This window comes from Actinoallomurus sp. CA-150999, from assembly GCF_050942425.1.
In the GTDB taxonomy this organism is placed as follows: Bacteria; Actinomycetota; Actinomycetes; order Streptosporangiales; family Streptosporangiaceae; genus Actinoallomurus.
Window position 1 is genome coordinate 4,020,627 of record NZ_CP192063.1, and the last position, 26,057, is coordinate 4,046,683.

The following is a 26,057-nucleotide window of genomic DNA, read 5'->3' on the forward strand; positions in this document are numbered from 1 at the left end:
TCAGCCGCCTCCCGGCAGGGCCCCGGACAGCCGCAGCAGGTCCACGAAGGCGTCGATGCCGCTCGGTACCACCCAGTCGGTGTCGCGCAGCGCGGCCAGGTCGGCGGCGGCCCGGGCCGCGATGTCGGGAACCCCCGCGTCGACCGCCTTGGCCAGCACCGCCCAGCCGGCCTCCCAGCGCCGCCGGGTCAGGTCGCTCTGGACCGCCGAGACGACGGCGGTCAGGAACGCGAGCTGCCGGTCGCCGCGCGTCGGCAGGGCGAAGGCATCGGGATCGGCGAGGACGCGGTTCGGGTCGGGCAGGTCGAGCTGTTCGAGGTAGTTGAGCAGCTCCATCCCGGCGCCGTCGCCGACCGCGCCGATCAGCGCGGCCGCGACCGCCTTGTCGTCGGCCCCGGTGGCGTACCCGGCCGCGAGCAGCCGCAGAGCCATCTCCCAGGTACGCGGCGACGGCCACGCGCCGCCACGGCTCTCCGCGTCACCGGGCAGGCTGTGGGCCAGACCGGGCCGGGCCGTGAGGAACCCGGAGATCACCCCGCGGGCGCGCGCCACCGCGCTGGGCACCCGGGACGGGTCGACGCGCGGCAGGGCCACGGCCGGCCAGGTCCCCGCCATGCCGCGCGCGACCGTACGGGGGTCGTGGGTCCAGCGCAGGTGGACGAACCGGTTGGCCAGGGGCGGGCTGAGGTGCCAGCCGTCGGCGGCGCTCGACGGCGGGTTGGCGGCGGCGACCACGCGGACCGGCTCGGGGAGCGTCAGGCTGCCGACGCGGCGTTCGAGGACGACGCGCAGCAGCGCGGCCTGCACGGCCGGGGGAGCGGAGGACAGCTCGTCGAAGAACACGAGTCCGCGCCCTGCCGTGGCCAGGCGGACCGCCCAGTCCGGCGGGGCCATCGGCACGCCCGTGGCGGCGGGGTCGTCACCGACGATGGGCAGGCCGGCGAAGTCGGACGGCTCGTGCACGCTGGCGATGACCGTCTCCAGCGGGACGCCGAGCGAGTCGGACAGCTGCCGCAGGCCGGCGGACTTGCCGATGCCGGGCTCGCCCCACAGCAGCACGGGCAGGTTCGCCGACACCGCGAGGGCCAGCGCCTCCAGCTGCGGGTTCGCCGCCGGCTCCGTACGCCGCGCGTCGAGGCGGCGGACCAGGTCGTCCGCGGCGGACAGGGCGTCCTGCACGGATGTGTCGGCGGCCCGCGGATCCTTGGCGGGGATGTCGTCGGCGGTCTTCACTCTTCCTCTTCCTCGAAGGGCCACGGCCACCGGCCGCGGCCGAGGCCGGGGTGGTCGCGATCCAGCTCCTTCTTGAGGAAGGCCAGGTCGCGGCGCTTGCACCGATGGATGTGGTCGCGCACCGACAAGCTCCAGCGGTCGGTGACGTCCCGCCGCGCCCCGGCGGCCAGCAGCTGACGGACGACGGAGACCGGGGCGCCCCGGCCCACGGCGACGAGCAGCGGCGTGCTCCCGTCCTGGTTCACGGCCTCCATCGGCGCCCCGGCTGCCAGCAGCGCCCGCACGAGCCCGGCCGACCCGCCACCGCCGACCGCGGCGTGCAGCGGGGTGGACTCCAGGTCGTCCCGGTCGTTCACCTCCAGACCCGCCGCCAGGAGCCGTGGCAGCAGCGCCTCATGGTCGAGCAGGGGGAGCAGGTGCAGGAGCGTGCGCCGCCGGCCGTCGCGGATGAGGGGGTCCATTCCGGCATCGAGGAGCCGCAGCACCCCCGGCGTGTCTCCGTGCTCGACACGGGCGAACAGCTCACGCCGCTGCTCGCGCAGCGCCTTCGGCAGCCGGCCCCGTCCGGACCGCACCACCGGGAGCACGGCGAAGCAGCCGGTGACGGCACCGCCGAGCGCCTCCATGGCGCGTTCCCGCAGCTGCTCGTCCTCGCTGTGCGGCACCCGCAGCGTCCCGTCGCGGAACGCGACGACGTGCCAGTCGCCGCGGCACCGGACCCGTACGGGGGCGGGGAGCTCGGGACCCGGGGGACCGATCGGGCCGCCGGGGCCCGCCCGGCGGGGGAACAGCGCGGCCCGCACCAGCGGGTGCAGGTGTTCCGGGTCCACGTCGCCGTACCGCAGGGCGTCGAGGTCCGGCAGCCGCCGCCAGCACGCCTCGGGCAGCACAGGGGGGCCGGTGTTGACCTGGCGGGCGAGGCTGGCACGCAGGCCACCGCTGTCGAGCCGCTCGAGGAGCACGGCAACCTCCCCGTGGTACAGGGTCGGGATCTGATAGCGGTTCCCGTGGCCGTGGTCCGCCAGTCGCCGGATCTCCGGCTCGAGACGGGTCAGGGCCAGATCCAGCCGCTCCAGGAGGGCCAGGGGCTCCATCCGGTAGGACCGGAGGATGGTGGGCTGGGTGGCGTCCAGCTCGATCCCGGCGGCCGCGAAGGCGGCCTCGACCTCGCCGCGTTCGTGGAGCAGGGTGACCCATTCGGTGTGCGCCGCCGGATCGGCGGGGCCGGGCGCGGTCTCCGGGAGCGCCGTACGAGGGCCGCCGTCGGCCTCGAAGAACGGCGTGCGATCCCCGCCGCCGCAGCGTTCGCGCAGCTCGCCGGCGTGCCGTACGTCCCACAGGTGCCGCCCCCGGGTCCAGTCGTGGACGCGCCACGCGGCCCACTGCGGCCCGTTCCGCTCCTCGACCCGGCCGAAGCGCAGGACGAGGCGCTGCGGCGCGTCGGGCCCCGTGGGCGTCGTCACGTGAAGGCACGGAGTGGCCGCGGACCGGTCCCAGGGACCGGCCGGCCCGGCGCCGGCGGACTCGCGCGCCACGGTCCGTACGGCGCTCAGCACCACCCATTGGTCGACGCGGATCGTCGTCCGGTCGCTCAGGATCCGGGGCACGTGCCAGCGCAGCAGATCGGGTGCGAAGTGGCGCAGGTCGTCCTCGATCGCGGCCGCGACGGTGCCGCCGTGTTCGTGTGCGATGTCGGCGAGGTCGAAGGCGATGTCCACGTTGGCCGCGGCGCAGGCGCCGCGCCAGTCGCCGGCGAGGCGTCGTTCGGTGGCCTGCTCGATCATCCACCGGGGCACGGCATACCGCCGGACCCGCCGCAGGTGCCCCGCCGTGTCCGAGCTGTAGGACTTCGACCGCGTACGGCGGCGCGTGGTGTAGCCGATGGTGTTCACTCTTCCTCGGCCAGCTCCGGGTGCTCGCGTTCGATCCGCTCCGTGATGAAGCCGAGGTCGTCGCGCCCCTGCCACTCGATCAGCCGGTAGAGCGACAGCTCCTCGCCGTGGATCTCGCCGGACACGTCGATCCGCGCCCCGGCGGCCAGCAGGGCCCGGACGAGCGCCGTCGAGCCGTCGCAGCAGATGGCCGTGAACAGCGGCGTGCGCCGCTCCGCGTCCCTGGCCTCGACGTCCAGCCCCGCCGCGAGGAGCCGGGCGAGCAGCCCGTCGTGGTCGAGGAGGCGCAAGGCGTGGGCGACCTCGCGCCGCCGGGCGCCGCGCACGCGCGGATCGGCGCCGCGGTCCAGCAGGTGCAACAGGTGCAGCAGCGAGCGTCCTCGGCCGTCGCGCACCCGGGGGTCGACACCGGCGTCCAGCAGCGCGAGCACACCGGGAGCGTCGCCGTGCTGGACCCGCGCGAACAGCTCGTCCCGCTGGGCGCGCAGGGCCTTCGGCAGCCGCCCGGCCCCCGACGCCCACGTCTCCCGTACGGCGAAGCAACCCGCGATCGCGCCGCCGAACGCCCGGAGCGCGCTCTCCCGCCGCTGCTCCTCCTCGTCGTGCGGGATGTGGAGGGCGCCCTTGCGGGACGCCACCTCGTGCCATTCGCCCTTGCACCGGACGCGGACCGGGGCGGGAGGCCCGGGATCGGGCGGTCCGACCGGGCCGTCGGCGGCCGTCCGGGCGGGGAACAGGGCCTCCCGGACGAGCGGGTGCAACTGCTCGGGAGGCGTGCGCCCGTCCCGGAGCAGGTCCAGGTCGGGCAGCCGGCGCCAGCACGCCTCCGGCAGCACGTCGGCGTCGTCCGGGTCCGTGTACATCTCGAACGGGGCCACCCGCGCACGTACGCCCGCCCCGGATCCGTCGAGCTCGAACAGGATGGCGGCGTACTGCCGGTACGGGATCCAGAACCGGTCCCGCCCCGACCGCGCGACGAGCCGCCGCATCTCGGGCTCCAGCCGGGTGAGGGCCAGCGGCATCCGCGCGAACACGGCGAGCGGGTCGACCTCGGGCACGCTGTAGTAGGAGTCGACCTCGACCGGAGCCGTGTCCAACGCGACGCCCGCGGCGGCGAACGCCGCTTCGACCTCGCCCCTCTCGTGCAGCAGGGTGACCCATTCGGTGTGCGCCGCCGCGTCGCCGGGGCCGGGCGCGCCGTCGGGAAGGCTCGTCCGGGAGGTGCGGCCCGTACGTGCCTCGGGGAGGCTTGTACGGGAGGTGCCGTCGGCGAGGCCCATGCGTGCGTCGGCGAGGTTTGTACGGGAGGTGCCGTCGGCGAGGCCCGTACGTGCGTCGGCGAGGTTCGTGCGGGAGGTGCCGTTGGGGAGGTCCGTACGTGCGTCGGGGAGGTTCGTGCGCGGGGTGCCGTCGGCGTCGAAGAACGGTGCCCGGGTCTCGTCGCCGCCGCAGCGTTCCCGCAGTTCGCCGGCGTGCCGTACGTCCCAGAGGTGCCGCGCGGCGCTCCAGTCCTGGACGACGTTGCGCCAGAACGCGGCGTACGCCACGTCGGTCTCCAGGTAGACGTCCTCTTCGGGCGCGTTCCCGACGCACAGGGTCGGCCGCTGTGGACCGTGGGCCATCCAGCGCGGCGTCCTGACGTACAGCGCCGGCGCGCCCGCCGGACGGTTCAGGATCACCCTCTGGTCCGGGACGAGCGTCGTGTGGCCCCGGTCGAGGCGGGGCAGGTGCCAGCGCAGCAGGTCCGGGGCGAAGTGGAGCAGGTCGTCCTCGATCCCGGCCGCGACGGTGCCGCCGTGTTCGTGTGCGATGTCGGCGAGGTCGAAGGCGATGTCCACGTTGGCCGCGGCGCAGGCGCCGCGCCAGTCGCCGGCGAGGCGTCGTTCGGTGGCCTGCTCGATCATCCACCGGGGCACCGCGTACCGCCGGATCCGCCGCAGCCGCGACGCCTCGTGCGGCGGATGCGACGGGGACGGGACCCTGAGGGGGACGGCGCTCATCGGTAGAGGCTCGCGATGGCGTGCACGTCCGGGTGGGGAGCTGAGGCCGGCCGCAGCCGGGGCGCGAGCGCCCGCTTGACCCGCCGGGGCACGCCGGGGCCGAACCCGACGTACTCCAGTCGGGTGTCCTCGGGTACGGCGGCCAGCACGGCCTTCGCGCCGCGTCCGGTGACGCCCGTACGGCGGAGTTCGAGTCGGCGCAGCGGGCTGCCGGGCAGCGCGGCGGCCAGGGTGGCGGCGCCCGCGTCGCCGGTGACGTTGGCGGGCGCGCCGAGGCTGCGCTCGGAGGGCGGGCGGCCCAGGTCGAGCGCCTCGATGCCGCCGAGGGCGTCGGCCAGCGCGCGGGCGCCTTCCGGGCCGATGCCGTTCCCGCCGAGCCCCAGCCGGACCGGCCGGGCGGGATCGGCCGCCGCCGCGAGCACGGCGGCCCCCGCGTCGCCGAGGTGGTTCGCCGGGACGTACAGCTCGCGGACACCGGCGTCCCGGACGAGCGCGGCCAGCACGTCGGCCGCGTCGGGGCCCAGCCCGTTGCCGCCGAGGAAGACGCGTTCCACCGGAACGGGCCGGTCGGCGAACGCGGTGAGCAGCACCCGCAGTCCGTCGGCGGTCAGGCCGGTGTTCACCAGGTCGAGGGTGCGGATCGTGGTGTTCCGGCGCAGCGCGCCGGCGAGGGCGCGGACTCCGGCGTCGCCGACCGGATTGCGCTTCAGCCAGAGCGCGCGGACGGTGGTGTCCGCGGCCAGGCGGTCGGCGAGCGCCTCCGTACCGGCCGCGCCGATGCGGTTGCAGCCGAGATACACCGTCTCCACACCGTGCCCGGGGACCAGCGCGTCCGCGACCGTCCGGGCCCCGTCGTCCCCGATCGCGTTCGTGCCGAGCAGCAGGTGCGCGGCGTGCGGCGAGGCGACGGCGACGGGCAGCAGCAGGGCGGCGCCCGCCGGGCCCAGCCCCTGTTTGCACAGGTCCACCCGGCCGTCCGGGCGCACGGTGCCGAGCGGGAACGTCTCGTCCGCGCCCACCGGGGCCGGGTCGGCGAGGCGGGCGAGAAGCGGCGCGAGGTCCGCCGGATCGGCCGGCGGAACGTCGGGGTGCTCGATCGCGGGGCAGCGTACGGGCGTCGGCTCGGTCATCACCAATCCACCGGTCGGTAGTCCTTCAGGAACAGGCCGGACAGGCGCTCTCCGCCCACCCCGCGCACGATCGGGTCGTAGACCCGGGCCGCGCCGTCGATGACGTCCAGCGGCGGGCGGAACCCCGCCTCCCGCTGCACGGCCTTGTCCGGGTGCGGGCGCTCGTCGGTCACCCAGCCCGTGTCCACGCTGGTCATGTGGATGCCCGACGCGGCGTAGTCGGCAGCCGAGGTACGGGTCAGCATGTTCAGGGCGGCCTTGGCCATGTTCGTGTGCGGGTGGCGTACGGTCTTGTGGCCGCGGGAGAAGCTGCCCTCCATCGCCGACACCTGCACGACGTACCGGTCCGGCCACGGCGACGCCTCCAGCAGACCGCGCAGCCGCGACGTCAGCAGGAACGGCGCGAACGAGTTGACCAGGTGGACCTCCAGCCACTCGGACGGGTCCACCTCGTGCAGCCGGAGACTCCAGCTGTTGATGTCGCGCAGGTCCAGCGGCTGCCCGGTCTCGTCCGTACGCCCGGCGGGGAACAGGGCCTCGAGGGCGTCGTCCCACGCCGCGACCGCCGTCGTGCCGTCGGGGGAGCGGTCCGGGAGCCCGGCCGCCGGCACAGCCTCGCCGGTCCCGGCCTCGGGAAGCGAGGGCGCGCCCGGTTCGACCGGCGGACGGGGTCGTGGGAACGTGCCGGGCGAGGCAGTCGCATGGGGAAGCGAAGGCGCGCCGGATGCATGGGGAAGCGAAGGCGCGCCGGGTGCGTGGGGTAGCGAGGGCCTGCCGGGTGCGACGTGGGGGAGTGAGGGCGCGTCGGGCGTGGTCGCCGGTCCGAGGAGCATGGAAGCGCCGGTGGCGGGCGTGGGCCCGAAGGGCACCGAAGCGCCGCTGACGGTCGCGGCGTCGGTCACGTCGATTCGGGCGGCGAGGCCGGTGAGGGGGGCGCGCTCGGCCGTGCGCACCTCACGGTGGTACGCGGCGGGGCGGCGGATCGTCTGGGCGGCGTTGTTGACGAGGATGTCCAGGGAGGGGAACTCCCGGTGCGCGGCCTCCAGCAGACCTGCCACGGCGGCCAGGTCGAGCAGGTCGACCCCATGCACGCGGAGCCGGTCCAGCCAGTCACCGGCGTCGGGGACGGCCGCGAACCGGCGTGCGGCGTCGCGCGGGAAACGGGTGGTCACCAGGACCTCCGCGCCGTCGCGCAACAGCTTCAGCGCGAGCTGGAAACCGATCTTCACCCGCCCGCCCGTCACGATCGCGCGGCGACCGCGCAGATCGCACCGGGCGTGCCGGCGGGCCAGGTTCTCCTCGGCACACTCCGGGCAGAGCAGGTGGTACTCCGGATGCAAGAGCCGGTAGTGCGCCTTGCAGACGTAGCAGCGCCGCGCCTTGACCAGCAGCCGCCCGGATCCCGCGGTCCGGTCGCCCGGCGGACCGGGCCGAAAGCCGCTGTCCTGCTCCGGTGAGCGCATGGTCGGTGCGGGCTGGAGGTCCGGCGGTACGGCACGCCGCTCCGGTCGCGCCGACGCGACGGTCCGATTGCTCGGTGGGCCGGGCTGCGGGACGGGCCCTTGCTCCTGGGGGTGTGCCGACGGTCCGGGCGGCGGCGAGGGCTGCCGCTCCGGTCGCTCCGACGTCACGGTCCGGTCGCTCGGTGGGCCGGACTGCGGGACGGGGCCCTGCTCCGGGGGGAGTGCCGACGGCGCGGGCGGGTCGCCTGGCCGACCGGGCTCGGGGTCCTGGTCCCGGTATCGGGTCGCGGCGGCGGTCGCCTCGCGATCGTGCCGTCTGCGGTCGGCGTGCCGGGACGCCTTCCGTGCCTTCTTGCCCGCCCGGAACAGCTGCGCGGCGGCGTCGTGCACGGCCGCCCAGTGGGGGTCGTCCGGATGCGCCGCGCGGGCCCGCGCCATCACGCGCAGGCACGCGTCGATCTCGGCCTGGTCGGGGGCCGTGCCGGATCCGGCCGATCGGCTCCCGGGCCGGTCGGGATCGACGACCACGGACACCCCCACCGATCGGACCACGAAAAAGGGCAAGGCCGACCGGATTCGAACCGGCGTCCTCCAACCTGCTGTAAGGCGCGACGACCTCTGCGCTACGGCCTTGCCGCGAGAGAGCGTAGCGAATAACCCGGACACTTCGGGATTGAACAGGAGGGGTGCGCTTCCTCGGCGCGCCGGCCCGGCCCGTCGGCGGCCGATGCGGACCGCCAAGACGCGCCCGCCCTGTGGCCGGCGCCGACCGCCTGGATCGGCCGGGGTGAGTGACAGGGCCGGCCGGATTCGAACCGGCGTCCTCCTGCTTAGGCGTCAGGCGCGACGACCTCTGCGCTACGACCCTGCCGTCGGTGAGGGTAACGAACGCGGGGCGAGACCGACCGGATTCGAACCGGCGTCCTCCTGATCTGGAGTCAGGCGCGACGACCTCTGCGCTACGGCCTCGCTGCGAGCGAGGATAGCGACACAGGGGGCGAATGATCCATGAGGCCGTCGGCGGCGCGGCGGCCGATAGTGGACCGCCCTATTGCCCCGGTTCGGTCGGCGTTTTACGTTCCACCCGGAAAACGCTTTCCCAAACCGAGGCAGGTGGTTCGATGGTGCGCGCGACGGTGGGGCGAACGAGATGGGGCCGGGTACGGGGACGGGTCCTCGCGGCGGCGGTGCTCCTGGCATGCGGGATGGCGGTCACGCCGACGGCCGAGGCGGCCGCCCGTCCGGCGTCCGGCATGCATCCGGAGCACGGCTGGGTGGGGTCGTGGGAGGCGTCACCGGCCCAGGGTGTGACCGGTCCGGCCGGCACGCTGTCCGGCTCCTCGCTCCGGAACATCGTGCACCTCAGCGCGGGTGGCGCGGCCGTACGGATCCGGCTGTCGAACAGGTTCGGCACCGAGCCGCTGACGCTCGGGCACGCCACCGTCGCCGTACGGGCGGGCGTGGACGGCGCGGCGGCCGTTCCCGGGACCATGCGCGAGGTGACCTTCCACGGGGCGCGATCCGCCTCCGTGCCGGCCGGAGCGGACCTGGTCACGGACCCGACCCCGCTCGCCGTACGGCCGGGGACGGACCTGCTCGTCACCCTCTACCTGCCCGCCGTCGCGGGCCTGGTGACCACGCACTCGCTCGCCCAGCAGATCTCGTACGACGCTCCCGGCGGCGACCACGCGCGGGACGTGTCCGGTGACGCCTACACCGGCACGGTCGGGCAGCGGTACTACCTCACCGGCGTCGACGTGCTGAACCCGCCCGCGCGCGGCAGCCTCGCCGTCCTCGGCGACTCGATCACCGACGGCTACGCGTCGACCGTCGGGGCGAACCACCGCTGGCCGGACTACCTCGCCGACCGCATCCGCGCCCTGCCGCCGGTGCGGCGCCTGGGCGTGCTCAACGCCGGCATCAGCGGGAACCGGCTCCTGCTCGACGGCGGATCCTTCGGCGTCAACGCGCTCGCCCGGTTCGACGAGGACGTCCTGTCACGGACGAACGTCCGTACGCTCATCGTCCTCGAAGGGATCAACGACATCCAGCAGACGCCGCACGAGACCGACCCGAAGAAGCTCGAGGCGGCGTACGAGACCATCGCGGCGCGCGCCCACGCGCGGGGCATCAAGGTGATCGGCGCGACGATCCTGCCGTTCAAGGGCTGGAAGGTGTACGACGACACCCTCGAGGCCACCCGGCAGGCGGTCAACGCGTACATCCGCACCAGCCGTACGTTCGACGGCGTCGTCGACTTCGACGCGGTCACCCGTGACCCGGCGGCTCCGCTCGCGATGCTCCCCGCGTACGACTCCGGCGACCACCTGCACCCGAACGACACCGGCTACCGCGCCATGGCCGACGCGGTGGACCTGGCCGGGCTGTGAGGCCCTGGCGGGCCGCCGGCCTCGCCGAGACCGGCGGCCCGCCGCACGTCTCAGAAGCGGACGGCCGACAGTTTGTCGGGATTCCGGATGACGTCGAGCTCCGTGATCCGGCCGCCGTCGACGGTGAACGCGACGACGCTCAGCACGCCGGTGGCGTCCCGCATGACCAGTCCCGGCGCGCCGTTGATCTCCACGATCCGCACGGCGTCGACCGGAATGCGGGCGTACCCCAGCAGCCTCCGCGCGACGTTCGCCGCGCCACGCTCGACATGGCGCAGCGCCGAGACCTTCCCGCCACCGTCGCCCCGCCACGTGACATCGGGATCGAGCACCGAGACGAGCCCCTCCAGGTCACCGTCCCGGCAGGCCGCCACGAACGCGGCGACCACCCTCTGCTGCTCGGTGTACGTGGGCGGGAACCGCGGCAGGCCCTGGTCGACGTGCTGCCGCGCGCGAGAGGCGAGCTGGCGCACCGCCCCCGGCGAGCGTCCCACGACCTCGGCGACCTCGCCGAAGGACAGCCCGAACACGTCATGGAGCAGGAACGCCGTCCGCTCCGCCGGTGACAGCCGCTCGAGGACGACGAGCAGCGCCATGCTCACCGACTCGTCGAGCGTGACCCGGTCGGCGGGGTCGTCGACCTCCTTGACGAGCGGTTCGGGCAGCCACGGGCCGACGTACCGCTCACGCCGTACGCGCGCGCTGCCCAGCGCGTCGAGCGCCAGCCGGCCGACGGTCGTCGTCAGCCAGGCGCGCAGATCGCGGATCGCGGCCGGATCGTCGAGCCGCCGAAGGCGCAGCCACGCCTCCTGAACGCAGTCCTCCGCCTCGGCCAGGGAGCCGGTCGTCGCGTACGCCACGTTGAGCAGCCGCGGCCGCTCCGCTTCGAACGCCCGCGCGAGCTCGTCCTGATCGGCGGTCTCGTCCCGGTTCGACCGTGCGGCCGTCATCGCGCCTCCAGCCATGACGCGAAGCGCGTCGTTCCGCGCACGTCGGGCCGCTCGGCGGTGAGCGCACCGCCGCGCAGCGCCCGCCCGATCCCGCCGGGCAACGGCAGGGGCAGCGGCAGTACGCGGCGGCCGGTCACCGACCGCCAGGTCCGGGCGAGATCCCGGATGCCGGCGACCTCGGGGCCGGTCACGTCGACGCGCCGCCGGTACGGAGCGCCCTCCGCGGCATCGGCGACGGCCCGCGCCACCTCGGCGACCGCGATGGACTGCAGTCGGCCCCGCGGCACCGGCAGCACCCGCCACCGCGCCGCCGACGCGAACGTGGCGTCGACCAGCTCATGGAACTGTGTCGCACGCACGATCGTCCACGGAACGCGGCCCTCCTCGACGACCCGCTCCTGCTCGGCCTTCACCTGGAAGTAGCCCATCGGAACCCGGTCGCAGCCGACGATCGACACACAGACATGGTGCCCTACGCCCGCTATCTCCTCCGCGGCCAGCAGCCGTCGCGACCCCTCGACGAGGGTGTCCGCCGCCCGCTTCGACGCGTTCGCCGCGTCGACCACGACCTCGCATCCCGCCAGGGCCTCGTCGAGCCCTTCCCCGGTCGTCAGGTCCACCCGGTACTTCTCCGCGCTCCGGCTCAGCACCCGCACGTCATGCCCGCGCGAGCGCAGCTCCTCGACCAGATGCCGGCCGAGCGTCCCCGTTCCTCCAGCGACAGCGATTCTCATGCCCTTGAGACGACATGGCCGCCGAATGTGTTACATGCCCCCTTGCGTACTCGCTCCAGGTCCGCGGTCACGGTTGCCGAGCATTTTGTACGTCCGGACCGGGACCGGCCGACTTCGTAGGCCACGGCCGGTCGTGGAGGCATGCCCGGGAGCGCGACACGGAGATCATCGATCAGGCACTTAATGTGATTGATCGAATACACATAGTAGCGTCGCTCGCGAAGTCGATCTACGAGGGCATCCCTCACGACAGAGCGGGAGTTCAGTGCTGATGTCACAACGATTCAGATCCGCGCTCACCGCGTCGGCCTGCGCCCTGTTGGCGCTGGCGGTCGCGGCTGGAACGCAGGTGGCGGCCGGTAACGGTGCGCACGCCGCCTCCAGAGTGCGGCAGACGCGGACCGTCTACGCGCCCTGTGTCCGGCAGGGGCAGGCGACCTACCCCGTCGACTACTACTGGAAGAACCCCGTCGGCTGGCGGCTGGGCAGCGGGTCGGTGTCGGTGACCACCTCCCCGTCCCTGTGGGGCGGGCAGATCGCACCGGGTAGCACCTTCACCCTCACCCTGACGCACCGCACGGCTCAGTGGCCGTGGGTGGTCTCCCAGTACCGCACCACGTGGGATGTGTCGTCACTGTTGGCCTACGCCGATGTGGTCGGCCAGTCGGGGGCCGGCAGCATCAGCGGCACCACCCTGACGATCCCCTCGCCGGGAGGAAAACGCGACGCGCCCCCGCAGGTCATCACCTTCCGGGTCAGGCAGGGCACCATCGGCGGGAGCATGACCATCCGGCAGGTCGGGATCTGGAGCAACAACTCCGCTCCGGGCCAGCTCGGAAACAACACGCCCGCCCCGCCGATCCAGATCGTGAACGGGCAGTCCATCTCGCCCACCAACGCCGCCGACGACACCGCCACCACCCAGGGCAAACCCGTCAGCGTGCCCGTCCTGGCCAACGACACCGCGACCGCACCGACGATCACCAGCGTCACCCAGCCTAAAGGCGGCACCGCGACGATCTCCGGCGGCAACGTCATCTACACACCCGCTCCGGGCTTCGTCGGCGCCGACACCTTCACCTACACCATCGCCACCGACTGCGGAAGCAGCACCGCCAAGGTCACCGTCGACGTCACCTGCACCGACACGCCGGTCCACCTGGTCAACGGCAGCTTCGAGGCGCCACCCGTGGCCTCGGTCGACTGGAGCATCGACGACGCCTCCATCAATCCCAGCGTCGGCTGGCACACCACCGCCACCGACCACAAACTGGAGTTCTGGCGGGGCGGCGCGTCTGGAGTCCCATCAGCCGACGGCCAGCAGTTCGCCGAACTCAACGCCACCCAGGTCTCCACGCTCTACCAGGACCTGCCGACCGTGCCGGGAACACGGCTGACCTGGTCGCTGTACCACCGAGGCCGCCTGGGCACCGACGTCATGCGGGTGCTCATCGGCGCACCCGGCGCGACCTCGCCGCAACCCCCGACCGGGGCCTCCTCCCCGGACATCTCCGATGGCAACACCGCCTGGGGCCACTACACGGGGGTGTACGTCGTCCCGCCGGGACAGACCGTCACACGATTCGCCTTCGAGTCGGTGTCGGCCGCCGGTGGCAGCCCGACGGCCGGCAACTTCATCGACGGTGTGACCTTCGGAACGCAACCCTGCTCGCCTACGGCCAAAGCCGCGGCGCGCTGATCTGATCGACCATCGCAAACGCTCCTGTGCGGCAAGGGATTGTGGTGATCGCCTTGCTGCACAGGAGCTTCGCTCTCCGTCTTGTTTCAGCCCGCGGCCGCGTCGTTCAGGGGCGCGCGGCGACGCTTTGGCCTCGGCGGCGGGCCGTTCAGCCGGAGAAGCGCCTCCCGTACGGCGACGTGCCCCGCCATCCGGAACGCTCCGTCGTGCGAGTCGACCTCATGCACGCAGATCCTCTGGAGCACGACCGCGACCGCCAGCGGCACATCGGTCACCTGCTCCGCCAGCTCCTCCCGGATGCCCTCGGCCAGCGCGGCCCGGTATCCGGGCAGCTCCGGGCGGAAGTGGTCCTCGACGGTGGCGCTGTCGGCGACCTCGAACGTGAAGCCTTCCTCCCACGGCTCGAAGTCCACGAGGACGATCGCGACGTCACTGGGACAACTCGTCTGACGCACATAGCGCGCCCACACTCCACGGATCGGACACGGCGGAAACGCACCTTCCATGCTCCGAACCTAACTAACCGGGCTTCCGCGCGCCGTTGAGGAACATCGTCGCGGCAGCCTCGGCGGCCTCCTCGGGCGTCATCACATCGCCGACCGTCAACCAGAGCGCACGTTCCACGATCGCGGAGAACATCTGAAATACGACGTCACCGCGCAGGTCGTCGCGAAGCACCTTGTCGCGGACACCGCGGGCCATGACCTCGCGGATGGGCCTGATCGTGCGCTCCATGACGGCAGGGTCGCAGTACTCGTCGGCCTGGCTGATCACCGCCGCGTATTTGGCGCCCTCGCGCAGGAAGACGGCGATGATCCTGGCGATCGCCCGGTCGGCCGGAAGCTCGTCGAGGTTCGCGGCGGCCAACGCCTCCACGAGCTCCGCCATCCCGACCTCCGCCAGACCTCGCAGCAGTGACTCTCTGCCACGCATGCGCCGAATGATGACCGGCATATCCAGCAAGACGCTGGATCGCACTGCTCCATTGATCGACGAACTACGCCGGATCGCCGACGCGCACCAGGCCACGGTCGGTCAGGTCGCGCTGGCGTGGCTGATCACCTACTACGGCGACACCGTCGTCGCCACACCGGGCGCTTCCAAACCGCACCACGCCGAGGAGGCCGCCGGCGCGATGAAGGTCGCGCTGACCAACGAGGAGACCGAACGCCTCGCCGACCTGTCGACCAGAGTCACCCGTTAATCCCATAGCGATGTTGGTGAAATCATTCCGCTCTTGCCTCGACGATGGCGACCTCGACACAGCTACCTTCGTCGGATCCGCTGAAAGTGCTCTTCTGCCAGGGCTCTCGGCCTGGAGCTGAGCTGGTCATCTGCGGGAAACCACGGCGACCTCGACGCAGTCGCTTTCGTTCGAGCCGCTGAAGGTGCTCTTTCTCCACGTCTCTCCGGATGGAGCTGAGCCGGTCATGTGTTGGAGACCACGGTGACCTCGACGCAGTTGCCTTCGTCGGATCCGCTGTGAACGCTCTTGCGCCAGACTGCATCGGCCAGATGAAAGCTGCTCATGTCGCCGACAGTATCTGTTCGATGAGTCGAAGCGAACACCTTTCATCCAGGGAAGCGTCCTTGAAGTAGCCAAATATCCTCTCGAAGGTGGCGACTTCGCTCTCGTTCTCGACGAAGTCGCTCTGCGTGAAGTCTTCCACCAAGCTTACCGTCAGCTCCCCTGGTGGTCGGAGTGTCAAGAGATCGAACGACCCAGCGATGCCGAGATGGGCATCAGCGGAAAACGGAAGTACATAGATTGCGATTCGGCCTGACCCATGCTTCTCGATAAGACGCCCGAGTTGTTTGCGCATGACAGGCGTGCCGCCGACCTGCTGTCTTAAAGCGGCCTCGCCGATGACTGCCTCGAAGCGAGGTGAGTCCGGTCGGGTGAGAACCCGTTGGCGGTCCATCCGGAACCTCACCAGTTCGGAGTTGTTTCTCGCCGGGCTACGTAGGCCCGCCTTCATCAAGGCCCATGCGTACTCCTCGGTCTGAAGAAGACCAGGGATGACGCTTGGTTCGAAGTTGCGGATCAACGCGGAGTCTTCCTCGAGGCTGGCTAGGTCGAGTGCGGCAGCAGAGATCCACCCCTCTCTTGCCCGTCGCCAGTTCTTGCCGGGATCGTGCTTGGCGAGGTGGATGAGGGACTCGCGGAGGGGGCCTTCGGGGACGCCGTAGAAGTCGAGCAGGTCGGCGAGCTCCTGCGGGTCGACGGGGTGCAGGCCGTTCTCGAGCGTGCTGAGCCAGCCCGTGGAACGACCGTAGCGGCGGGAGGCCGTGTCCACGGTCATCCCGTTCTCTTCACGGGCCTTGCGCAGCGCCGATCCGATCCGGCGCAGGCGTACGGAGGGCGCTTTCGCGAAGGGCATCTGCCCAGCATGTCACCGTCCGCGCCGAATCGAATACGGAAAGTCGCGCAGGGTGAACGTTCAGGAGGTGTGGCGTTTCGCCGGGAAGCCGCGGGTGCGGGCCGCGACGACGACCAGCAGGACCGGAGCCAGGAGCAGCAGAAGGCTCCACGGGAACGATCCCGGGCCGAAGTGGTCGAGGAGGATGCCGCCGATGATTCCGCCACCGGCCATGGCGACGTTCCACAGGGTGACGAGCATGGCCTGTGCGGCGTCGCTCTGGTCGCCGCCCGCGTCGCCGACTGCGGTCTGTAGCAGGGTGGGAACGCCTCCCCAGCCGAGCCCCCACAGCGCCGCCGCGCCGTACACGAGTGCGGGGCTTCCGGCGAACAGCGCCAGGACGGCGCCCGCGGCGACGACGAGGAGGGTGGCGGCGATGGTGAGGGTTCGCAACCGGCGGTGGATGTGCGCGCCGACGACCCAGATGCTCACCATGGAGGCGACACCGAACACCAGCAGTACCAGGTCGGTGGAGCCGCCCATGCCGCGCCGGTCGAGGAAGGTCGCGATGTACGCGTAGAGGATCGTGTGGGCGAGCACGAACACCAGCGTGACGAACAGGACCGGTGTCACGCCGGGGACGCGCAGTGCGGCCAGGACGGGGGTCCGGTCGTTCTGCCGGCGGCCCGGGTGGTCGGGGACGGCCGCGACGATCCAGGCGAGGAGGACGACGGTGAGCGCGGTCATGCTCAGGAACGCCGTCTGCCAGTCCAGCGCCTTGCCGAGGAAGGTCCCGGCGGGCACTCCCAGCGACAACGCGATCGGGATGCCTGCCATCGCGATGGCCAGGGCCCTGCCCTGGAGGTGGGCGGGGGCCAGGCGGCGTGCGTATCCGGCCAGCAGCGCCCAGGCCAGGCCCGCAGCCACTCCCGCGACGAACCGGGCCGCCATGGTGAGGGGATAGTTCGCCGAGAGGGCCGTGACCGTGTTGGCGACGCCGAACCCCGCCATCGCGGACAACAGCAGACGCTTGCGCCGCCATCCCGCCGTGGCGGCGGTCAGGGGGATCGCGGTCAGCGCCGTGGCGAGCGCATAGATCGTCACCAGCTGTCCGGTCGCGGACTCGCTGACCTGCAGGTCGGCGCTCATGGCGGGCAGCAGGCCCGCGGGCAGGGTCTCGGTCAGGCTGGTGATGAAGACGGCGGTCGCCAGCGCCAGCAGCGCGGACAGGGGGAGTCGGCGGTCGTCGGCAGGTGAGTGGACAGGTCGCTCTGTGTTGCTCAGGGCCATGCCCGTATGCTCAAACCTTCACATAGATGTGAAGGTCAATCCGGGGCCCTATGAGGTGACGCACATGCGCATCGGCGAGTTGTCAGAGCGCACGGGCACGTCCCGGCGGTTGCTGCGCTACTACGAAGAGCAGGGCCTGATCGTCTCCGAGCGCTGCGCGAACGGCTACCGCGATTATGATCCACGCTTCGTCGACCGGGTCGTCCAGATCAGGGGCCTGCTCGACGCCGGGCTGCCGACCCGGATCATCAAGCAGATCCTGCCGTGCCTCGACAAGCCCCGGTCCATCCACTTCCCGGACGCGACCCCCGAGATGATCGGCACCCTGGAGCGCGAACGCGACCGCATGACCGATCGCATCGAGTGCCTGACCCGCAACCGGGACGCCATCGCCGAATACCTCGAAGCCGTACGAGGCGACGTCCCGTCGGCCGTCGCCGCGACCACCGGCCCACGGCCCGCCGACTGACCGATCGAACGGGCCTTTAGCCCGAGTTGAGGTAATCGCGCCATCGTTCGAGGCATCACGCCTTGATGACGGGACAACTGAGACGCTCACCCGGCGGGCGAATGATCACATTCGCGGCGGCGCTCACCGTGGTCGCCGCGTCGGTGGGGGCGCCGTCGGCGGTCGACGCCCAGGCGGCCACGACGCGGGCCTCGACCCCGCCGCTGCCCTGTCGGCAGCCGGCCCGGTCCAGGCCGACGGTCGTCCTGATCCACGGAGCCTGGGCCGACACCTCGAGTTGGAACGGCGAGGTGGACGCTCTGCGGCGAGCGGGCTATGACGCGCGGGCGATAGCGAATCCGCTGCGGAACCTGACCAGCGACGCCGCGACCGTCGCCTACTTCCTGAAGACCGTCTCCGGCCCGATCGTGCTCGTCGGACACTCCTACGGAGGCTCGGTGATCACGAACGCCGCCGCGGGCGTGCCGAACGTCAAGGCCCTCGTGTACGTCGACGCCGCGGCGCCGGACATCGGGGAGACCACCGGCGGGCTCAGCGGCTCCGACTCCGACCTCAACAAGGACGCGGCCACCCTCTACGACAAGGTGTCCTACCCGGGAGCACCCCAGGGAGCGACCGACCTGTACCTCAAGCAGAACGTCTTCGTCCACTCGTTCGCCCAGGATCTGCCGCAGGACACCGCCGTACGCCTGTGGGCCACCCAGCGAGCCGCGTCGACCAGCGCGTTCACGACGCCGTCCAAGGCCGCGGCGTGGAAGACGATCCCGTCCTGGTACTTCATCAGCACCGGCGACCGGATCATCACTCCGGCCTCGGAGCGGTCCATGGCCCACCGGGCGCACTCGAAGATCACCGAGTTCCACGGCGGCTCTCACCTGACGCTCATCTCGCATCCGGACGCCGTGACGTCCGTGATCGGATCCGCGATCTGCTCCGTGCGTTAGCCGGCCTTCTCCGCACCACGTCAAGCCGCGCGATAAGCGGTTGCGCCGGCGGATCGGTCGGCTAAGGTGCGGCTCGTGACTCGGCAACAAGAGGGAGAGCTGGGCGAGGGGGAGACAGCCCGCGCGCGGTGAGCCCGCGCGTCCACTCTTCTCGATGACAGCGCGGCCGGTGTACCACCGGCCGTTTCGTGCTGCCTGGACGCGGTCCCTGTCCCGCCTCCTTGCTGGAGTCATCCTTGTCGTTTCCTCCTGTCTCGCGTTGCCGCCTGTCCACGCGGCAACGCCATTACCTTCTCGCCGCCGGCCTCTTCCTGGTCCTGGGCTTCCATGTCGGGGTCTGGGCGGTTCAGCTGGCCGAGCTGGCGTCCGCCCTGCGCCTGAAGCCGGGCACTCTGGGCATGGCGGTGACCGCCGCCGCGACCGCCGGGGTCATCACCCTGTTCGGTGGCGGACGTCTCGTCGACCGGGTCGGGCGCCGCCCGATCATCCTCACCGGACTCACCGGAACCGCAGCGGCCTTCGCGCTGCTCGGGTGGGTCGTCTCAGCGGACACCCTGGTCGCGATGTTCGTCCTGTACGGCCTGATGGTGAGCTTTATTGATCTCGGGGCCAACACGGTCGGCGCCGACTACGAGCGGATCTACGGCCGCCAGGTCATGACCGGGCTGCATGCCGGGTTCAGTCTCGGGGCGCTGCTGGGCGCCGCCCTCAGTGCATCGCTGCTCTCGATCGGCGTCGGGTTTCGTGTCGTCTACCTCCTCCTCGCGGGTGTCCTCGCCGCAGCCGGACTGACGGTGCGCAGGGCGTCTCTGCCGCCGTGGCGCGAAGCCGGGCGCGGCGAGGATCCCGGTCACCGGAGGCAGGGCGTATGGCGTATCCCAGCGGTCGGGCTCGCCATCGCCGTGGTGACGGTGACCTTCTTCGGAGACGGCGCGCTGGAGAGCTTCCTGGCGATCTACCTGCGCCAGGCCCGCTCCGCCGGCGTCGCGCTCACCGGAATGGGCATCGGCGGCTACCACCTGGCATCGCTCCTCGGCCGGCTCGTCGCCGCCCGCCTGCTGCGGCGATGGGGAGAACGCCGGGTACTGCTCGCCGCCGGACTCCTCGCCTCCGCGGGAATCGCCTGCGCCGTCGGCGCGCCGGGGGCCGCTCCGGCGATCGCGGGCCTGCTGGTCACGGGCCTGGCCGTCGCCCCGATCGTCCCGACCGCGCTGTCGCTCGCCGGACGCGGCGCACCCGGCCGTGCCGGTGAGGCGGTGGCGACGACCACCGCGGCCGGTTACAGCGCCTTCATCCTCAGCCCCGCCCTCATCGGCGGCCTCGCCGACGCCACCACCTTGCGTACGGCCCTGGCGCTGCTGGTCGGCACCTACCTCGCCGTGGCCCTCCTCTCGGCACGATGGCCTTCCGCGGCGCCGAAGGGAAGCGGTACCGGTCACGGGCGCATGGGCGAGTAGCGCCAGATCGCCCAGGGGCCGTCGGAGGACAGCGCTCATGACGCCTGCTTCGCCGGCCGCCGCGGAGGAGCCGTCGGCATCCCGAGGCAGACCACGGGATGCGGTTGAACCGGATCGTGCAGCGCGACCGGGGAGGCGCCCTTACGCGGCGGAGGAGCCGTCGGCATCCCAAGGTGGACCACGGGCGTGCGGTGGAGGCGGACCGTGCAGCGCAACCGGGGAGGCGCCCTCACGCGTTCGACGCCGGACGAGCGGTCAGTGGGCGAGGGCGGCGAGCTCGCGCCATTCGGGGAGCGGCAGGGCGGTCGGGTCGGCGGTGAGGACCTGCAGGCAGACGTGGTCGGCGCCGGCGTCGAGGTGCTGCCGTACGCGTTCGTGGACCACCTCGACGTCGCCGTACGCGACGATCGCGTCCACCAGGCGGTCGCTCGGACCGCCGGTGATGTCCTCGTCGCCGAAGCCGAGCCGCCGGACGTTCGCCTCCTGGTGGGCGGCCATCGTGACGTAGGCGCCGACGTGGGCCCTCGCCAGCTCGCGGGCCCGGCCGAGGTCGGTGTCCAGCACCACCGCCTGCTCGACTCCGAGGAAGGCGTACGGGCCCATGATCTGCCGGGCCCGTACGGTGTGCTCGACGGGCACGAAGTACGGGTGGGCGCCCCAGGTGCGCTCGCCCGAGAGTGCCAGCATCTTCGGTCCGAGCGCCGCGAGCACCCGGCGCGGCGCCGGGTCCGGGACCGGGCCGTGGTGCGGGACCGCGTCCATGGAGTCGAGGTACGCGTGCATGGTCGCCACCGCCCGGCCGCGCGCGGGCATGGGATAGCCGTCGAGCTTGTGGACCGTGTCGTCGACCCGGTGGCCGCCGAGGCCGAGCAGGTAGCGGCCGGGGAAGGCGTCGCCGAGCGTGCGCTCCGCGGTCGCCATGGCGATCGGGTCGCGGAAGGCGATGTTGGCGATGCCCGACGCGACGGTGATCCGTCGCGTCGAGGACAGCAGCAACCACGCCTGGCCCACGCTGTCGCGGCCGAACGCCTCCCCGTGCCAGATGGCGCCGTAGCCGAGCTCCTCGATCTCGGCGGCGGCCTCCCGCACCCGTCCGGCGGGCTGCCCGTCGAAGGCCATGGTCCACACTCCGACCCGGCCGAGTCCGTGGCGTGCGTCGTCCGTCATCCGTACTCCTCACAGGCTTACCGGAGAACCTCTCCGGTTCATTGCGGGCTAGAATACGGAGAACCTCTCCACTTGGCTACCGGAAAAGGATCAGAGATGGCGACGGGCAACGGCCGGGCGGTCACGGAACGCCCGCTGCGGGCGGACGCGCGCCGCAACCAGGAGCGGATCGTCGCGGCGGCCCGGGAGGCGTTCGCCGAGGCGGGGCCGGAGGCGTCCCTCAACGAGATCGCCCGGCGGGCCGGCGTCGGACCCGGCACGCTCTACCGGCACTTCCCCACGCGCCAGGCGCTGCTGGGGGCGGTCCTCCAGGATCGGATCCGTACGCTGTGCGGGCACGCCGAGCGGCTCATCGCCGCCGACGCCCCGTACGAGGCCCTCACCGAATGGATGGGCTTGTTCCTCGTGCACGCGCGCGTCAACCAGGGGCTCGGCAGCGCCCTGATTCTGGACGGTACGGGCGTCGACTGCCACCGGCGCATCCGCGACGCGGCCGCCGCGCTGCTCGGCAGGGCCCAGGAGTCGGGGACCGCCCGCGCCGACCTGTCGCCGGAGGACCTGATCCAGCTCGTCGTCGGAATAGCCCTGGCGACCGCCCGGAACGACGACGACCCCGAGCAGCCGGACCGGCTGCTCGGGGTCGTGCTCGACGCGGTGCGCGGATGACGGGACGGGGTCAGACCTCGATCAGGCAGCCGTGCGCGTCGGTGCGGTCGGCGGTGTCGTCGTCGAACCACACGCCGCCCGTGGCCAGGTAGCGGAACCGGTGGACGCCGGGGGAGAGGGTCACCGAGACGCTGCGCGTGCCGTTGCGCCGCCGGACGAGCTCGTGACGGCCGGGCTCCCAGCCGTTGAAGTCGCCGACCACGCTGACGACACCGTCGGGAAGGTCGAGGGGGAGACTGAACGTGACGCGGGTCTTGCGACCGAAAAGCCGTGAGCGCCTGAGCATCGGGGCTCCTCGTGGAGGGGGGACCGTGAGATCGGTCCCAGCTTGGGCGCGGCCGGAATCGGGCGGACCGGACGACACGGCGTGTAACCCAGAATTCACGCAGGTCGCGCCGGGCGGGTCAGAAGCGGTATCGCAGGAGCCGTCCCATGTTCCGGATGGCCGGGATGTGGTTCATCGCGCGGCAGGCCAGCCGGACCGGCCGGCCGTACCGGTCGAGTTCGGGGATGTCGAAGAACGTCTGCTCGGCGACGAACGCCAGACCGGGCACGAGGGCCTCCACGTCGTGAGGGTGGTCGATGCCCCATCCGCCCAGTTTCGCCCCGGACGCCTTGATGACCCCCTGGCGGGCGCCGGCCCGCATGCCGAGTGAGTTCCACGCGTCGAACATGAGCACGCCGCCGGGCAGGTGGTGCGTCAGCCGCTCGAAGAGGTCCCTGGTCTCCTCCTGGGTGAGGTACATCGTGAGCCCTTCGGCGATGACCACGGCGAACCCGTCGGCGGGCACCTCCGTCAGCCAGCCCGGATCGGTCACGGAGGACGCGATCAGGTGGTAGCCGGGCCGCTCCGGGTACAGGCGGCGCCGCAGCGCGATCACATCGGGATAGTCGACGTCGTACCAGCGGGCCGTCCGGGGCGGATCCAGCCGGTACACCCGGGAGTCCAGGCCGCAGCCCAGGTGCAGCACGGTCGCGTCGGGCAGTTCCGCCAGGGCGTTCCGTGCCCAGTCGTCGAGGTACCGCGAGCGGACGGTGGCGGAGACGGCGGTGTTCCGGGTCACCTTCAGGCGGGAGAAGTCGTAGTCGATCCGGTCGACCGCCTGCTCGGCCTGTTCGTCGACGAGGATGGGATCGGCGGACCGGCTCTCCATCGCCTTGCCGTACAGCGTCGCCAGCATCGTCTCCTGCACGCCGGACAGGGCGATCTTCTCGGTCGTCACGGCAGGTCCCGTCCCTTCGCCGACCTCGACAGCGGGTACGGTTCAGAACCTACATTGAATTCACAGATTCGTGAAACTTTGGAAGTGTCTCAATGTGCGTTCAGGGGGCGGGCGTGTGCGGCGAACGCGTCGGCCGCGGCGAGATCGAACTCCCCGTGGTCGCTGCCGAGCCCCTGGGCCACCAGCGCCGCCGCCGCGCAGCCGAGCACGGCGGCCTCCCGCAGCGGACGGCCGAGGCCGACACCGCGCAGGAACCCGGCCGAGAACGCGTCGCCGCAGCCGGTGGTGTCGACGACCTCGACGGCGAACGCCGGCACCTCGAACTTCTCGTCGGCGGTCATCACCAGCGCACCGCGCGCTCCCCGGGTGACCGCGACGCAGCCGACGCCCCGGTCCAGCAGCGCGCGAGCGCCGTCCTCGAGCGTGGCCGCGCCGGTGAGGCCGAGGACCTGTTCGTCATTGGGCAGCAGGTGGTCCAGGCCCGGCAGCGCGGGTGCGATCGTGTCGAGGAACCCGGGATCGCCGGGAGCGAGCAGGTCGGCGGAGGTGACCACGCCGGCCGACCGCGCGGCGGCCAGGATCTTCGCCGCGTTCTCGCCGCCCATGAGTTCGGGCGCGCCCAGGTGGAGGTGGGTGGCGGCGGCGATCTCGGCGTACGGGGCGTCGTCGCTGCCGTAGGCGATGTTCGCGCCCAGGACGTGGAAGGCGGGCCTGCTGCCGTCCGGGCGGATCGGCAGCACCGACGCCGAGGTCTGCACGGTGTCGCGGCGCACCACCAGCGACGTGTCGATCCCGTACCGGGCGAGCATGGTCAGCAGCAGGTCGCCGATCGGGTCGGCGCCGACCGCCCCCGCCGTGCGGACCGTCGCACCGAGCTTGGCCAGGGTGACCGCGGTTCCGGCGGCCGTTCCCGCCGGGCTGAAGCGGATCTGATCGACGAGTGCCGCGCCCTGCCCTTCCGGGATGGCCTCGACCGGGCGGACCTGCACGTCGAACACGTGTGCGCCGAGGGTGATGATCGTCTGCGTCATCGGGCGTTCTCCTTGTCGATCCGCCGGGTCTTGCCGTAGCCGCGGTTCAGCGCCGCCGTGATCACGGCGGCCTGCTGGCCGGTGCTCAGTGCCCGGGGCGTGCCGATCGTGGCGGCGCGCAGGTAGACGCCGCACGCCCACTCGAGCAGGAGCGCGTTCTCCACCGCCTTGTCCAGCGTCGGGCCGTGCGCGATCGCACCGTGGTTGGCCATGAGGGCCGCCGACCTGCCCTCCAGCGCCGTCAGCACCAGCTCCGCGAGTTCCGAGGTGCCGAAGACGGCGAACGGCGCCACCCGTACGGATCCGCCGAGCTGCAACTGCTGATAGTGCACGCACGGGAGCTCGTCCAGGACCAGGGACAGCGCGGTGGCCTGCGGCGAGTGCGTGTGCACCACCGCGCCCGCGCCGTACCGCTCGTAGACGCCGAGGTGCAGTTCGAGCTCGGAGGTCGGCTCCAGGTCACCGGCGACCACGCCGCCGTCCGGATCCACCACGGTCACCTGATCCGGCGTGGCATGTCCGAGGACGACGCCGGTCGCGGAGACGGCGATGTGCTCACCCGAACGCACGCTCACATTGCCCGCCGTACCGATGAGCAGCCCTTCGCGGGCGAGGTCGTGACATGCCGCGGCCACCGAGCGTCGCTGCCGTTCCAGGTCCGCCATGGGACCGAAGGCTAATGCCGAACATGAATCAAAGTCACGTTCAGTTTCTGGCGGTGGAGGTCAGAAGGCACAGGGCAGCCGGTTGATCCCGTTCACGAAGCTCGTACGCTGCCGGACCGGCGGGGCGGTCGTGTGGATGCCGGGAAGCCGGGTGAACAGCTCCCGCAGCAGGACCGTGATCTCACGCCGGGCCAGGTGCGCGCCGAGGCAGAAGTGGGGGCCCGGCCCGCCGAACCCGACGTGCGGATTGGGGGTACGGGTGATGTCGAAGACGTCGGGGCGGTCGAAGACGGCCTCGTCCCGGTTGGCCGAGTTGTAGTAGAGGACGACGCGCTCCCCGGCCCGGTAGGTGTGCCCGAGAAGCTCCACGTCGCGGGTGACGGTGCGCCGCATCCAGGTGACCGGGGTGGCGTACCGGACGACCTCCTCGACGGCAGCCGGGAGGCGGGCCTCGAGGTCGTCCAGGAGCAGCGCCCGCTGGTCGGGGTGGTCGGTGAACAGCGTGAGGGCGTGGGACAGCGCGGTGCGGGTCGTCTCGTTGCCGGCGACCACGAGGAGCCCGAAGAACTTCCCCAGCTCGCGCTCGGTGAGGAAGTCTCCGTTGACGTCGGCATGGACGAGCGCGGTGACCAGGTCGTCGGACGGATTCGCGCGCCGGGCCTGGGCGAGCTCGCCCATCAGGGCGTGCAGGAAGGAGAACTTCTCGATGAGCACCGAGACCCGGTCCTGCCCGTCGGGTCCCACGTACTCGGGGTCGCCGATCGCGATGATGACGTTGGTCGCGTCGATGACGTCGCCGTACGCCGACTCCGGGATCCCCATCATCGCGCAGATGATCGTGAGCGGCAGTGGCATCGCCACGTCGGCGACGAAGTCGCAGGGGCCGCGCTCGGCCAAGCCGTCGACGATCTGGGCGGCGATCAGGGAGACGTCGTCCTCGAACTTCTTGACCATCCTGGGCGTGAAGGCGCGCGAGACGATGCGGCGCATCCGCGCGTGCCGCGGATCGTCCAGGCTGATCATGGAGCCGACGTAGTCACGCAGCTCGGACGGCGGGTCGTCGAGACTCGTCGCGGTCGGCTCGGAACTGAAGACCTGAGGGTTCCGGCTGACCTCGAGGATCTCCGCGTGGCGGGTGAGGGCGTAGAAACCGTTCACCGGCTGTCCGGGCAGGGGATATTCGACGAAGACCGGCTCCCCGGCCGCCCGCAGCTTCGCGAACGCCTGATGACGCTCGGCCGGGGGCCGTGCCCAGAAGTCGAGCCGCGCGAGGTCCGCACCGTACGTCATGGCC

General features: G+C 72.0%; 27 protein-coding genes and 3 tRNA genes. 7 read left to right on the forward strand and 23 right to left on the reverse strand.

Annotation, left to right across the window (positions count from 1 at the left end; translation table 11 throughout):
- The 8 genes from ACQP2O_RS18845 to ACQP2O_RS18880 form a co-directional block, all read right to left on the reverse strand.
- Window positions 1-1,233: an AAA family ATPase gene (locus ACQP2O_RS18845; RefSeq protein WP_433186488.1), complete on the reverse strand. Its 1,233-nt coding sequence runs from the start codon at window positions 1,231-1,233 to the stop codon at window positions 1-3.
- On the reverse strand, window positions 1,230-3,125 hold the full coding sequence (locus tag ACQP2O_RS18850) for an ankyrin repeat domain-containing protein (RefSeq protein WP_433186491.1): 1,896 nt from the start codon (window positions 3,123-3,125) through the stop codon (window positions 1,230-1,232). Before ACQP2O_RS18850 ends, ACQP2O_RS18845 begins: the two co-directional genes overlap by 4 nt.
- Window positions 3,122-5,125 (reverse strand): hypothetical protein, encoded by a 2,004-nt coding sequence (locus ACQP2O_RS18855; RefSeq protein WP_433186494.1) that lies wholly within the window; start codon window positions 5,123-5,125, stop codon window positions 3,122-3,124. The genes ACQP2O_RS18850 and ACQP2O_RS18855 overlap by 4 nt, the downstream gene beginning before the upstream one ends.
- The gene (locus ACQP2O_RS18860; protein ID WP_433186497.1) at window positions 5,122-6,255 is read right to left on the reverse strand and encodes a gala protein; all 1,134 of its coding nucleotides are present in this window, start codon (window positions 6,253-6,255) and stop codon (window positions 5,122-5,124) included. The genes ACQP2O_RS18855 and ACQP2O_RS18860 overlap by 4 nt, the downstream gene beginning before the upstream one ends.
- Entirely contained in the window at window positions 6,255-8,252 is a 1,998-nt protein-coding gene (locus ACQP2O_RS18865; protein ID WP_433186499.1) for an SDR family NAD(P)-dependent oxidoreductase, read from the reverse strand. Before ACQP2O_RS18865 ends, ACQP2O_RS18860 begins: the two co-directional genes overlap by 1 nt.
- Before the next feature lie 27 nt (window positions 8,253-8,279).
- A tRNA-OTHER gene (locus ACQP2O_RS18870) sits at window positions 8,280-8,351 on the reverse strand.
- A 162-nt stretch (window positions 8,352-8,513) separates the two neighbouring features.
- Window positions 8,514-8,586 (reverse strand) — tRNA-Arg (locus ACQP2O_RS18875).
- 28 nt (window positions 8,587-8,614) lie between these two features.
- A tRNA-Trp gene (locus ACQP2O_RS18880) sits at window positions 8,615-8,687 on the reverse strand.
- Between the two features lie 167 nt (window positions 8,688-8,854).
- On the opposite strand from ACQP2O_RS18880, the gene ACQP2O_RS18885 reads away from it, so the two are divergent.
- The gene (locus tag ACQP2O_RS18885) at window positions 8,855-10,108 is read left to right on the forward strand and encodes an SGNH/GDSL hydrolase family protein (protein ID WP_433186502.1); all 1,254 of its coding nucleotides are present in this window, start codon (window positions 8,855-8,857) and stop codon (window positions 10,106-10,108) included.
- Window positions 10,109-10,158: 50 nt separating this feature from the next.
- Here ACQP2O_RS18885 and sigJ read toward each other — a convergent pair whose 3' ends face one another.
- Window positions 10,159-11,058 (reverse strand): RNA polymerase sigma factor SigJ, encoded by a 900-nt coding sequence (gene sigJ / locus ACQP2O_RS18890; protein WP_433186505.1) that lies wholly within the window; start codon window positions 11,056-11,058, stop codon window positions 10,159-10,161.
- Entirely contained in the window at window positions 11,055-11,792 is a 738-nt protein-coding gene (locus tag ACQP2O_RS18895) for an SDR family oxidoreductase (RefSeq protein ID WP_433186508.1), read from the reverse strand. Before ACQP2O_RS18895 ends, sigJ begins: the two co-directional genes overlap by 4 nt.
- A 271-nt stretch (window positions 11,793-12,063) precedes the next feature.
- On the opposite strand from ACQP2O_RS18895, the gene ACQP2O_RS18900 reads away from it, so the two are divergent.
- Complete coding sequence (locus ACQP2O_RS18900) at window positions 12,064-13,491, forward strand: Ig-like domain-containing protein (protein ID WP_433186511.1); 1,428 nt, start codon at window positions 12,064-12,066, stop codon at window positions 13,489-13,491.
- A gap of 86 nt (window positions 13,492-13,577) precedes the next feature.
- Here ACQP2O_RS18900 and ACQP2O_RS18905 read toward each other — a convergent pair whose 3' ends face one another.
- Together ACQP2O_RS18905 and ACQP2O_RS18910 are read right to left on the reverse strand one after the other, a co-directional pair.
- Complete coding sequence (locus ACQP2O_RS18905; protein WP_433186513.1) at window positions 13,578-13,946, reverse strand: hypothetical protein; 369 nt, start codon at window positions 13,944-13,946, stop codon at window positions 13,578-13,580.
- 64 nt (window positions 13,947-14,010) lie between these two features.
- Complete coding sequence (locus ACQP2O_RS18910; protein ID WP_433186516.1) at window positions 14,011-14,424, reverse strand: hypothetical protein; 414 nt, start codon at window positions 14,422-14,424, stop codon at window positions 14,011-14,013.
- Between the two features lie 10 nt (window positions 14,425-14,434).
- Between ACQP2O_RS18910 and ACQP2O_RS18915 the strand changes: the two genes are divergently transcribed.
- Complete coding sequence (locus ACQP2O_RS18915) at window positions 14,435-14,695, forward strand: aldo/keto reductase (protein WP_433186519.1); 261 nt, start codon at window positions 14,435-14,437, stop codon at window positions 14,693-14,695.
- A gap of 22 nt (window positions 14,696-14,717) precedes the next feature.
- Here ACQP2O_RS18915 and ACQP2O_RS18920 read toward each other — a convergent pair whose 3' ends face one another.
- Genes ACQP2O_RS18920 through ACQP2O_RS18940 form a run of 5 tightly spaced genes read right to left on the reverse strand, consistent with a single transcriptional unit; the run spans window position 14,718 to window position 17,141 of the window.
- Window positions 14,718-14,825, reverse strand: a complete 108-nt coding sequence (locus ACQP2O_RS18920) for a DUF397 domain-containing protein (RefSeq protein WP_433186522.1) — start codon at window positions 14,823-14,825, stop codon at window positions 14,718-14,720.
- Window positions 14,822-14,923 carry a DUF397 domain-containing protein gene (locus tag ACQP2O_RS18925; RefSeq protein ID WP_433186525.1) on the reverse strand — a complete coding sequence of 34 codons (102 nt, stop codon included), beginning with the start codon at window positions 14,921-14,923 and terminating at the stop codon, window positions 14,822-14,824. Before ACQP2O_RS18925 ends, ACQP2O_RS18920 begins: the two co-directional genes overlap by 4 nt.
- Window positions 14,920-15,021 carry a DUF397 domain-containing protein gene (locus ACQP2O_RS18930; RefSeq protein WP_433186528.1) on the reverse strand — a complete coding sequence of 34 codons (102 nt, stop codon included), beginning with the start codon at window positions 15,019-15,021 and terminating at the stop codon, window positions 14,920-14,922. Before ACQP2O_RS18930 ends, ACQP2O_RS18925 begins: the two co-directional genes overlap by 4 nt.
- A complete protein-coding gene (locus ACQP2O_RS18935) occupies window positions 15,018-15,872 on the reverse strand; it encodes a helix-turn-helix domain-containing protein (protein WP_433186531.1) in 855 nt (284 codons plus the stop codon). The genes ACQP2O_RS18930 and ACQP2O_RS18935 overlap by 4 nt, the downstream gene beginning before the upstream one ends.
- Window positions 15,873-15,932: 60 nt before the next feature.
- Window positions 15,933-17,141, reverse strand: coding sequence for an MFS transporter (locus ACQP2O_RS18940; protein WP_433186533.1), 1,209 nt, complete (start codon window positions 17,139-17,141; stop codon window positions 15,933-15,935).
- A 64-nt stretch (window positions 17,142-17,205) separates the two neighbouring features.
- Here ACQP2O_RS18940 and ACQP2O_RS18945 point away from each other — a divergent pair, with 64 nt between their 5' ends.
- The 3 genes from ACQP2O_RS18945 to ACQP2O_RS18955 all read left to right on the forward strand — a co-directional run bounded on the left by ACQP2O_RS18945 (window position 17,206) and on the right by ACQP2O_RS18955 (window position 20,011).
- Entirely contained in the window at window positions 17,206-17,610 is a 405-nt protein-coding gene (locus ACQP2O_RS18945) for a MerR family transcriptional regulator (protein ID WP_433186536.1), read from the forward strand.
- Window positions 17,611-17,711: 101 nt separating this feature from the next.
- Window positions 17,712-18,554, forward strand: a complete 843-nt coding sequence (locus ACQP2O_RS18950) for an alpha/beta hydrolase (RefSeq protein ID WP_433186538.1) — start codon at window positions 17,712-17,714, stop codon at window positions 18,552-18,554.
- A 236-nt stretch (window positions 18,555-18,790) separates the two neighbouring features.
- On the forward strand, window positions 18,791-20,011 hold the full coding sequence (locus ACQP2O_RS18955) for an MFS transporter (protein ID WP_433186541.1): 1,221 nt from the start codon (window positions 18,791-18,793) through the stop codon (window positions 20,009-20,011).
- A 255-nt stretch (window positions 20,012-20,266) separates the two neighbouring features.
- On the opposite strand, the gene ACQP2O_RS18960 is transcribed toward ACQP2O_RS18955, so the two are convergent.
- Window positions 20,267-21,178 (reverse strand): TIGR03620 family F420-dependent LLM class oxidoreductase, encoded by a 912-nt coding sequence (locus ACQP2O_RS18960; RefSeq protein ID WP_433186544.1) that lies wholly within the window; start codon window positions 21,176-21,178, stop codon window positions 20,267-20,269.
- Between the two features lie 96 nt (window positions 21,179-21,274).
- Between ACQP2O_RS18960 and ACQP2O_RS18965 the strand changes: the two genes are divergently transcribed.
- Window positions 21,275-21,844 carry a TetR/AcrR family transcriptional regulator gene (locus tag ACQP2O_RS18965; RefSeq protein WP_433186547.1) on the forward strand — a complete coding sequence of 190 codons (570 nt, stop codon included), beginning with the start codon at window positions 21,275-21,277 and terminating at the stop codon, window positions 21,842-21,844.
- 10 nt (window positions 21,845-21,854) lie between these two features.
- Here the strand turns inward: ACQP2O_RS18965 and ACQP2O_RS18970 are convergent, their stop codons facing one another.
- From ACQP2O_RS18970 to ACQP2O_RS18990, 5 genes are all read right to left on the reverse strand, one after another.
- The gene (locus tag ACQP2O_RS18970) at window positions 21,855-22,130 is read right to left on the reverse strand and encodes an isoamylase early set domain-containing protein (protein ID WP_433186549.1); all 276 of its coding nucleotides are present in this window, start codon (window positions 22,128-22,130) and stop codon (window positions 21,855-21,857) included.
- 118 nt (window positions 22,131-22,248) lie between these two features.
- On the reverse strand, window positions 22,249-23,067 hold the full coding sequence (locus tag ACQP2O_RS18975) for a class I SAM-dependent methyltransferase (RefSeq protein ID WP_433186552.1): 819 nt from the start codon (window positions 23,065-23,067) through the stop codon (window positions 22,249-22,251).
- A gap of 89 nt (window positions 23,068-23,156) precedes the next feature.
- Window positions 23,157-24,098 carry a carbohydrate kinase family protein gene (locus ACQP2O_RS18980; protein WP_433186555.1) on the reverse strand — a complete coding sequence of 314 codons (942 nt, stop codon included), beginning with the start codon at window positions 24,096-24,098 and terminating at the stop codon, window positions 23,157-23,159.
- Entirely contained in the window at window positions 24,095-24,763 is a 669-nt protein-coding gene (locus tag ACQP2O_RS18985; protein WP_433186558.1) for a class II aldolase/adducin family protein, read from the reverse strand. Before ACQP2O_RS18985 ends, ACQP2O_RS18980 begins: the two co-directional genes overlap by 4 nt.
- Window positions 24,764-24,823: 60 nt before the next feature.
- Window positions 24,824-26,053 carry a cytochrome P450 gene (locus ACQP2O_RS18990; protein ID WP_433186560.1) on the reverse strand — a complete coding sequence of 410 codons (1,230 nt, stop codon included), beginning with the start codon at window positions 26,051-26,053 and terminating at the stop codon, window positions 24,824-24,826.
- Between the last annotated feature and the right edge of the window lie 4 nt (window positions 26,054-26,057).

What these genes read in the sequence shown, in the direction of transcription:
- ACQP2O_RS18910 (WP_433186516.1), bottom strand. Translation starts at nt 14,424, where the DNA reads ATGCGTGGCAGAGAGTCACTGCTGCGAGGTCTGGCGGAGGTCGGGATG.
- ACQP2O_RS18930 (WP_433186528.1), bottom strand. Translation starts at nt 15,021, where the DNA reads ATGAGCAGCTTTCATCTGGCCGATGCAGTCTGGCGCAAGAGCGTTCAC.
- ACQP2O_RS18950 (WP_433186538.1), top strand. Translation starts at nt 17,712, where the DNA reads ATGATCACATTCGCGGCGGCGCTCACCGTGGTCGCCGCGTCGGTGGGG.
- ACQP2O_RS18895 (WP_433186508.1), bottom strand. Translation starts at nt 11,792, where the DNA reads ATGAGAATCGCTGTCGCTGGAGGAACGGGGACGCTCGGCCGGCATCTG.
- ACQP2O_RS18860 (WP_433186497.1), bottom strand. Translation starts at nt 6,255, where the DNA reads ATGACCGAGCCGACGCCCGTACGCTGCCCCGCGATCGAGCACCCCGAC.
- ACQP2O_RS18925 (WP_433186525.1), bottom strand. Translation starts at nt 14,923, where the DNA reads ATGACCGGCTCAGCTCCATCCGGAGAGACGTGGAGAAAGAGCACCTTC.
- ACQP2O_RS18960 (WP_433186544.1), bottom strand. Translation starts at nt 21,178, where the DNA reads ATGACGGACGACGCACGCCACGGACTCGGCCGGGTCGGAGTGTGGACC.
- ACQP2O_RS18980 (WP_433186555.1), bottom strand. Translation starts at nt 24,098, where the DNA reads ATGACGCAGACGATCATCACCCTCGGCGCACACGTGTTCGACGTGCAG.
- ACQP2O_RS18940 (WP_433186533.1), bottom strand. Translation starts at nt 17,141, where the DNA reads ATGGCCCTGAGCAACACAGAGCGACCTGTCCACTCACCTGCCGACGAC.
- sigJ (WP_433186505.1), bottom strand. Translation starts at nt 11,058, where the DNA reads ATGACGGCCGCACGGTCGAACCGGGACGAGACCGCCGATCAGGACGAG.
- ACQP2O_RS18945 (WP_433186536.1), top strand. Translation starts at nt 17,206, where the DNA reads ATGCGCATCGGCGAGTTGTCAGAGCGCACGGGCACGTCCCGGCGGTTG.
- ACQP2O_RS18990 (WP_433186560.1), bottom strand. Translation starts at nt 26,053, where the DNA reads ATGACGTACGGTGCGGACCTCGCGCGGCTCGACTTCTGGGCACGGCCC.
- ACQP2O_RS18915 (WP_433186519.1), top strand. Translation starts at nt 14,435, where the DNA reads ATGACCGGCATATCCAGCAAGACGCTGGATCGCACTGCTCCATTGATC.
- ACQP2O_RS18920 (WP_433186522.1), bottom strand. Translation starts at nt 14,825, where the DNA reads ATGACCAGCTCAGCTCCAGGCCGAGAGCCCTGGCAGAAGAGCACTTTC.
- ACQP2O_RS18965 (WP_433186547.1), top strand. Translation starts at nt 21,275, where the DNA reads ATGGCGACGGGCAACGGCCGGGCGGTCACGGAACGCCCGCTGCGGGCG.
- ACQP2O_RS18985 (WP_433186558.1), bottom strand. Translation starts at nt 24,763, where the DNA reads ATGGCGGACCTGGAACGGCAGCGACGCTCGGTGGCCGCGGCATGTCAC.
- ACQP2O_RS18900 (WP_433186511.1), top strand. Translation starts at nt 12,064, where the DNA reads ATGTCACAACGATTCAGATCCGCGCTCACCGCGTCGGCCTGCGCCCTG.
- ACQP2O_RS18935 (WP_433186531.1), bottom strand. Translation starts at nt 15,872, where the DNA reads ATGCCCTTCGCGAAAGCGCCCTCCGTACGCCTGCGCCGGATCGGATCG.
- ACQP2O_RS18855 (WP_433186494.1), bottom strand. Translation starts at nt 5,125, where the DNA reads ATGAGCGCCGTCCCCCTCAGGGTCCCGTCCCCGTCGCATCCGCCGCAC.
- ACQP2O_RS18970 (WP_433186549.1), bottom strand. Translation starts at nt 22,130, where the DNA reads ATGCTCAGGCGCTCACGGCTTTTCGGTCGCAAGACCCGCGTCACGTTC.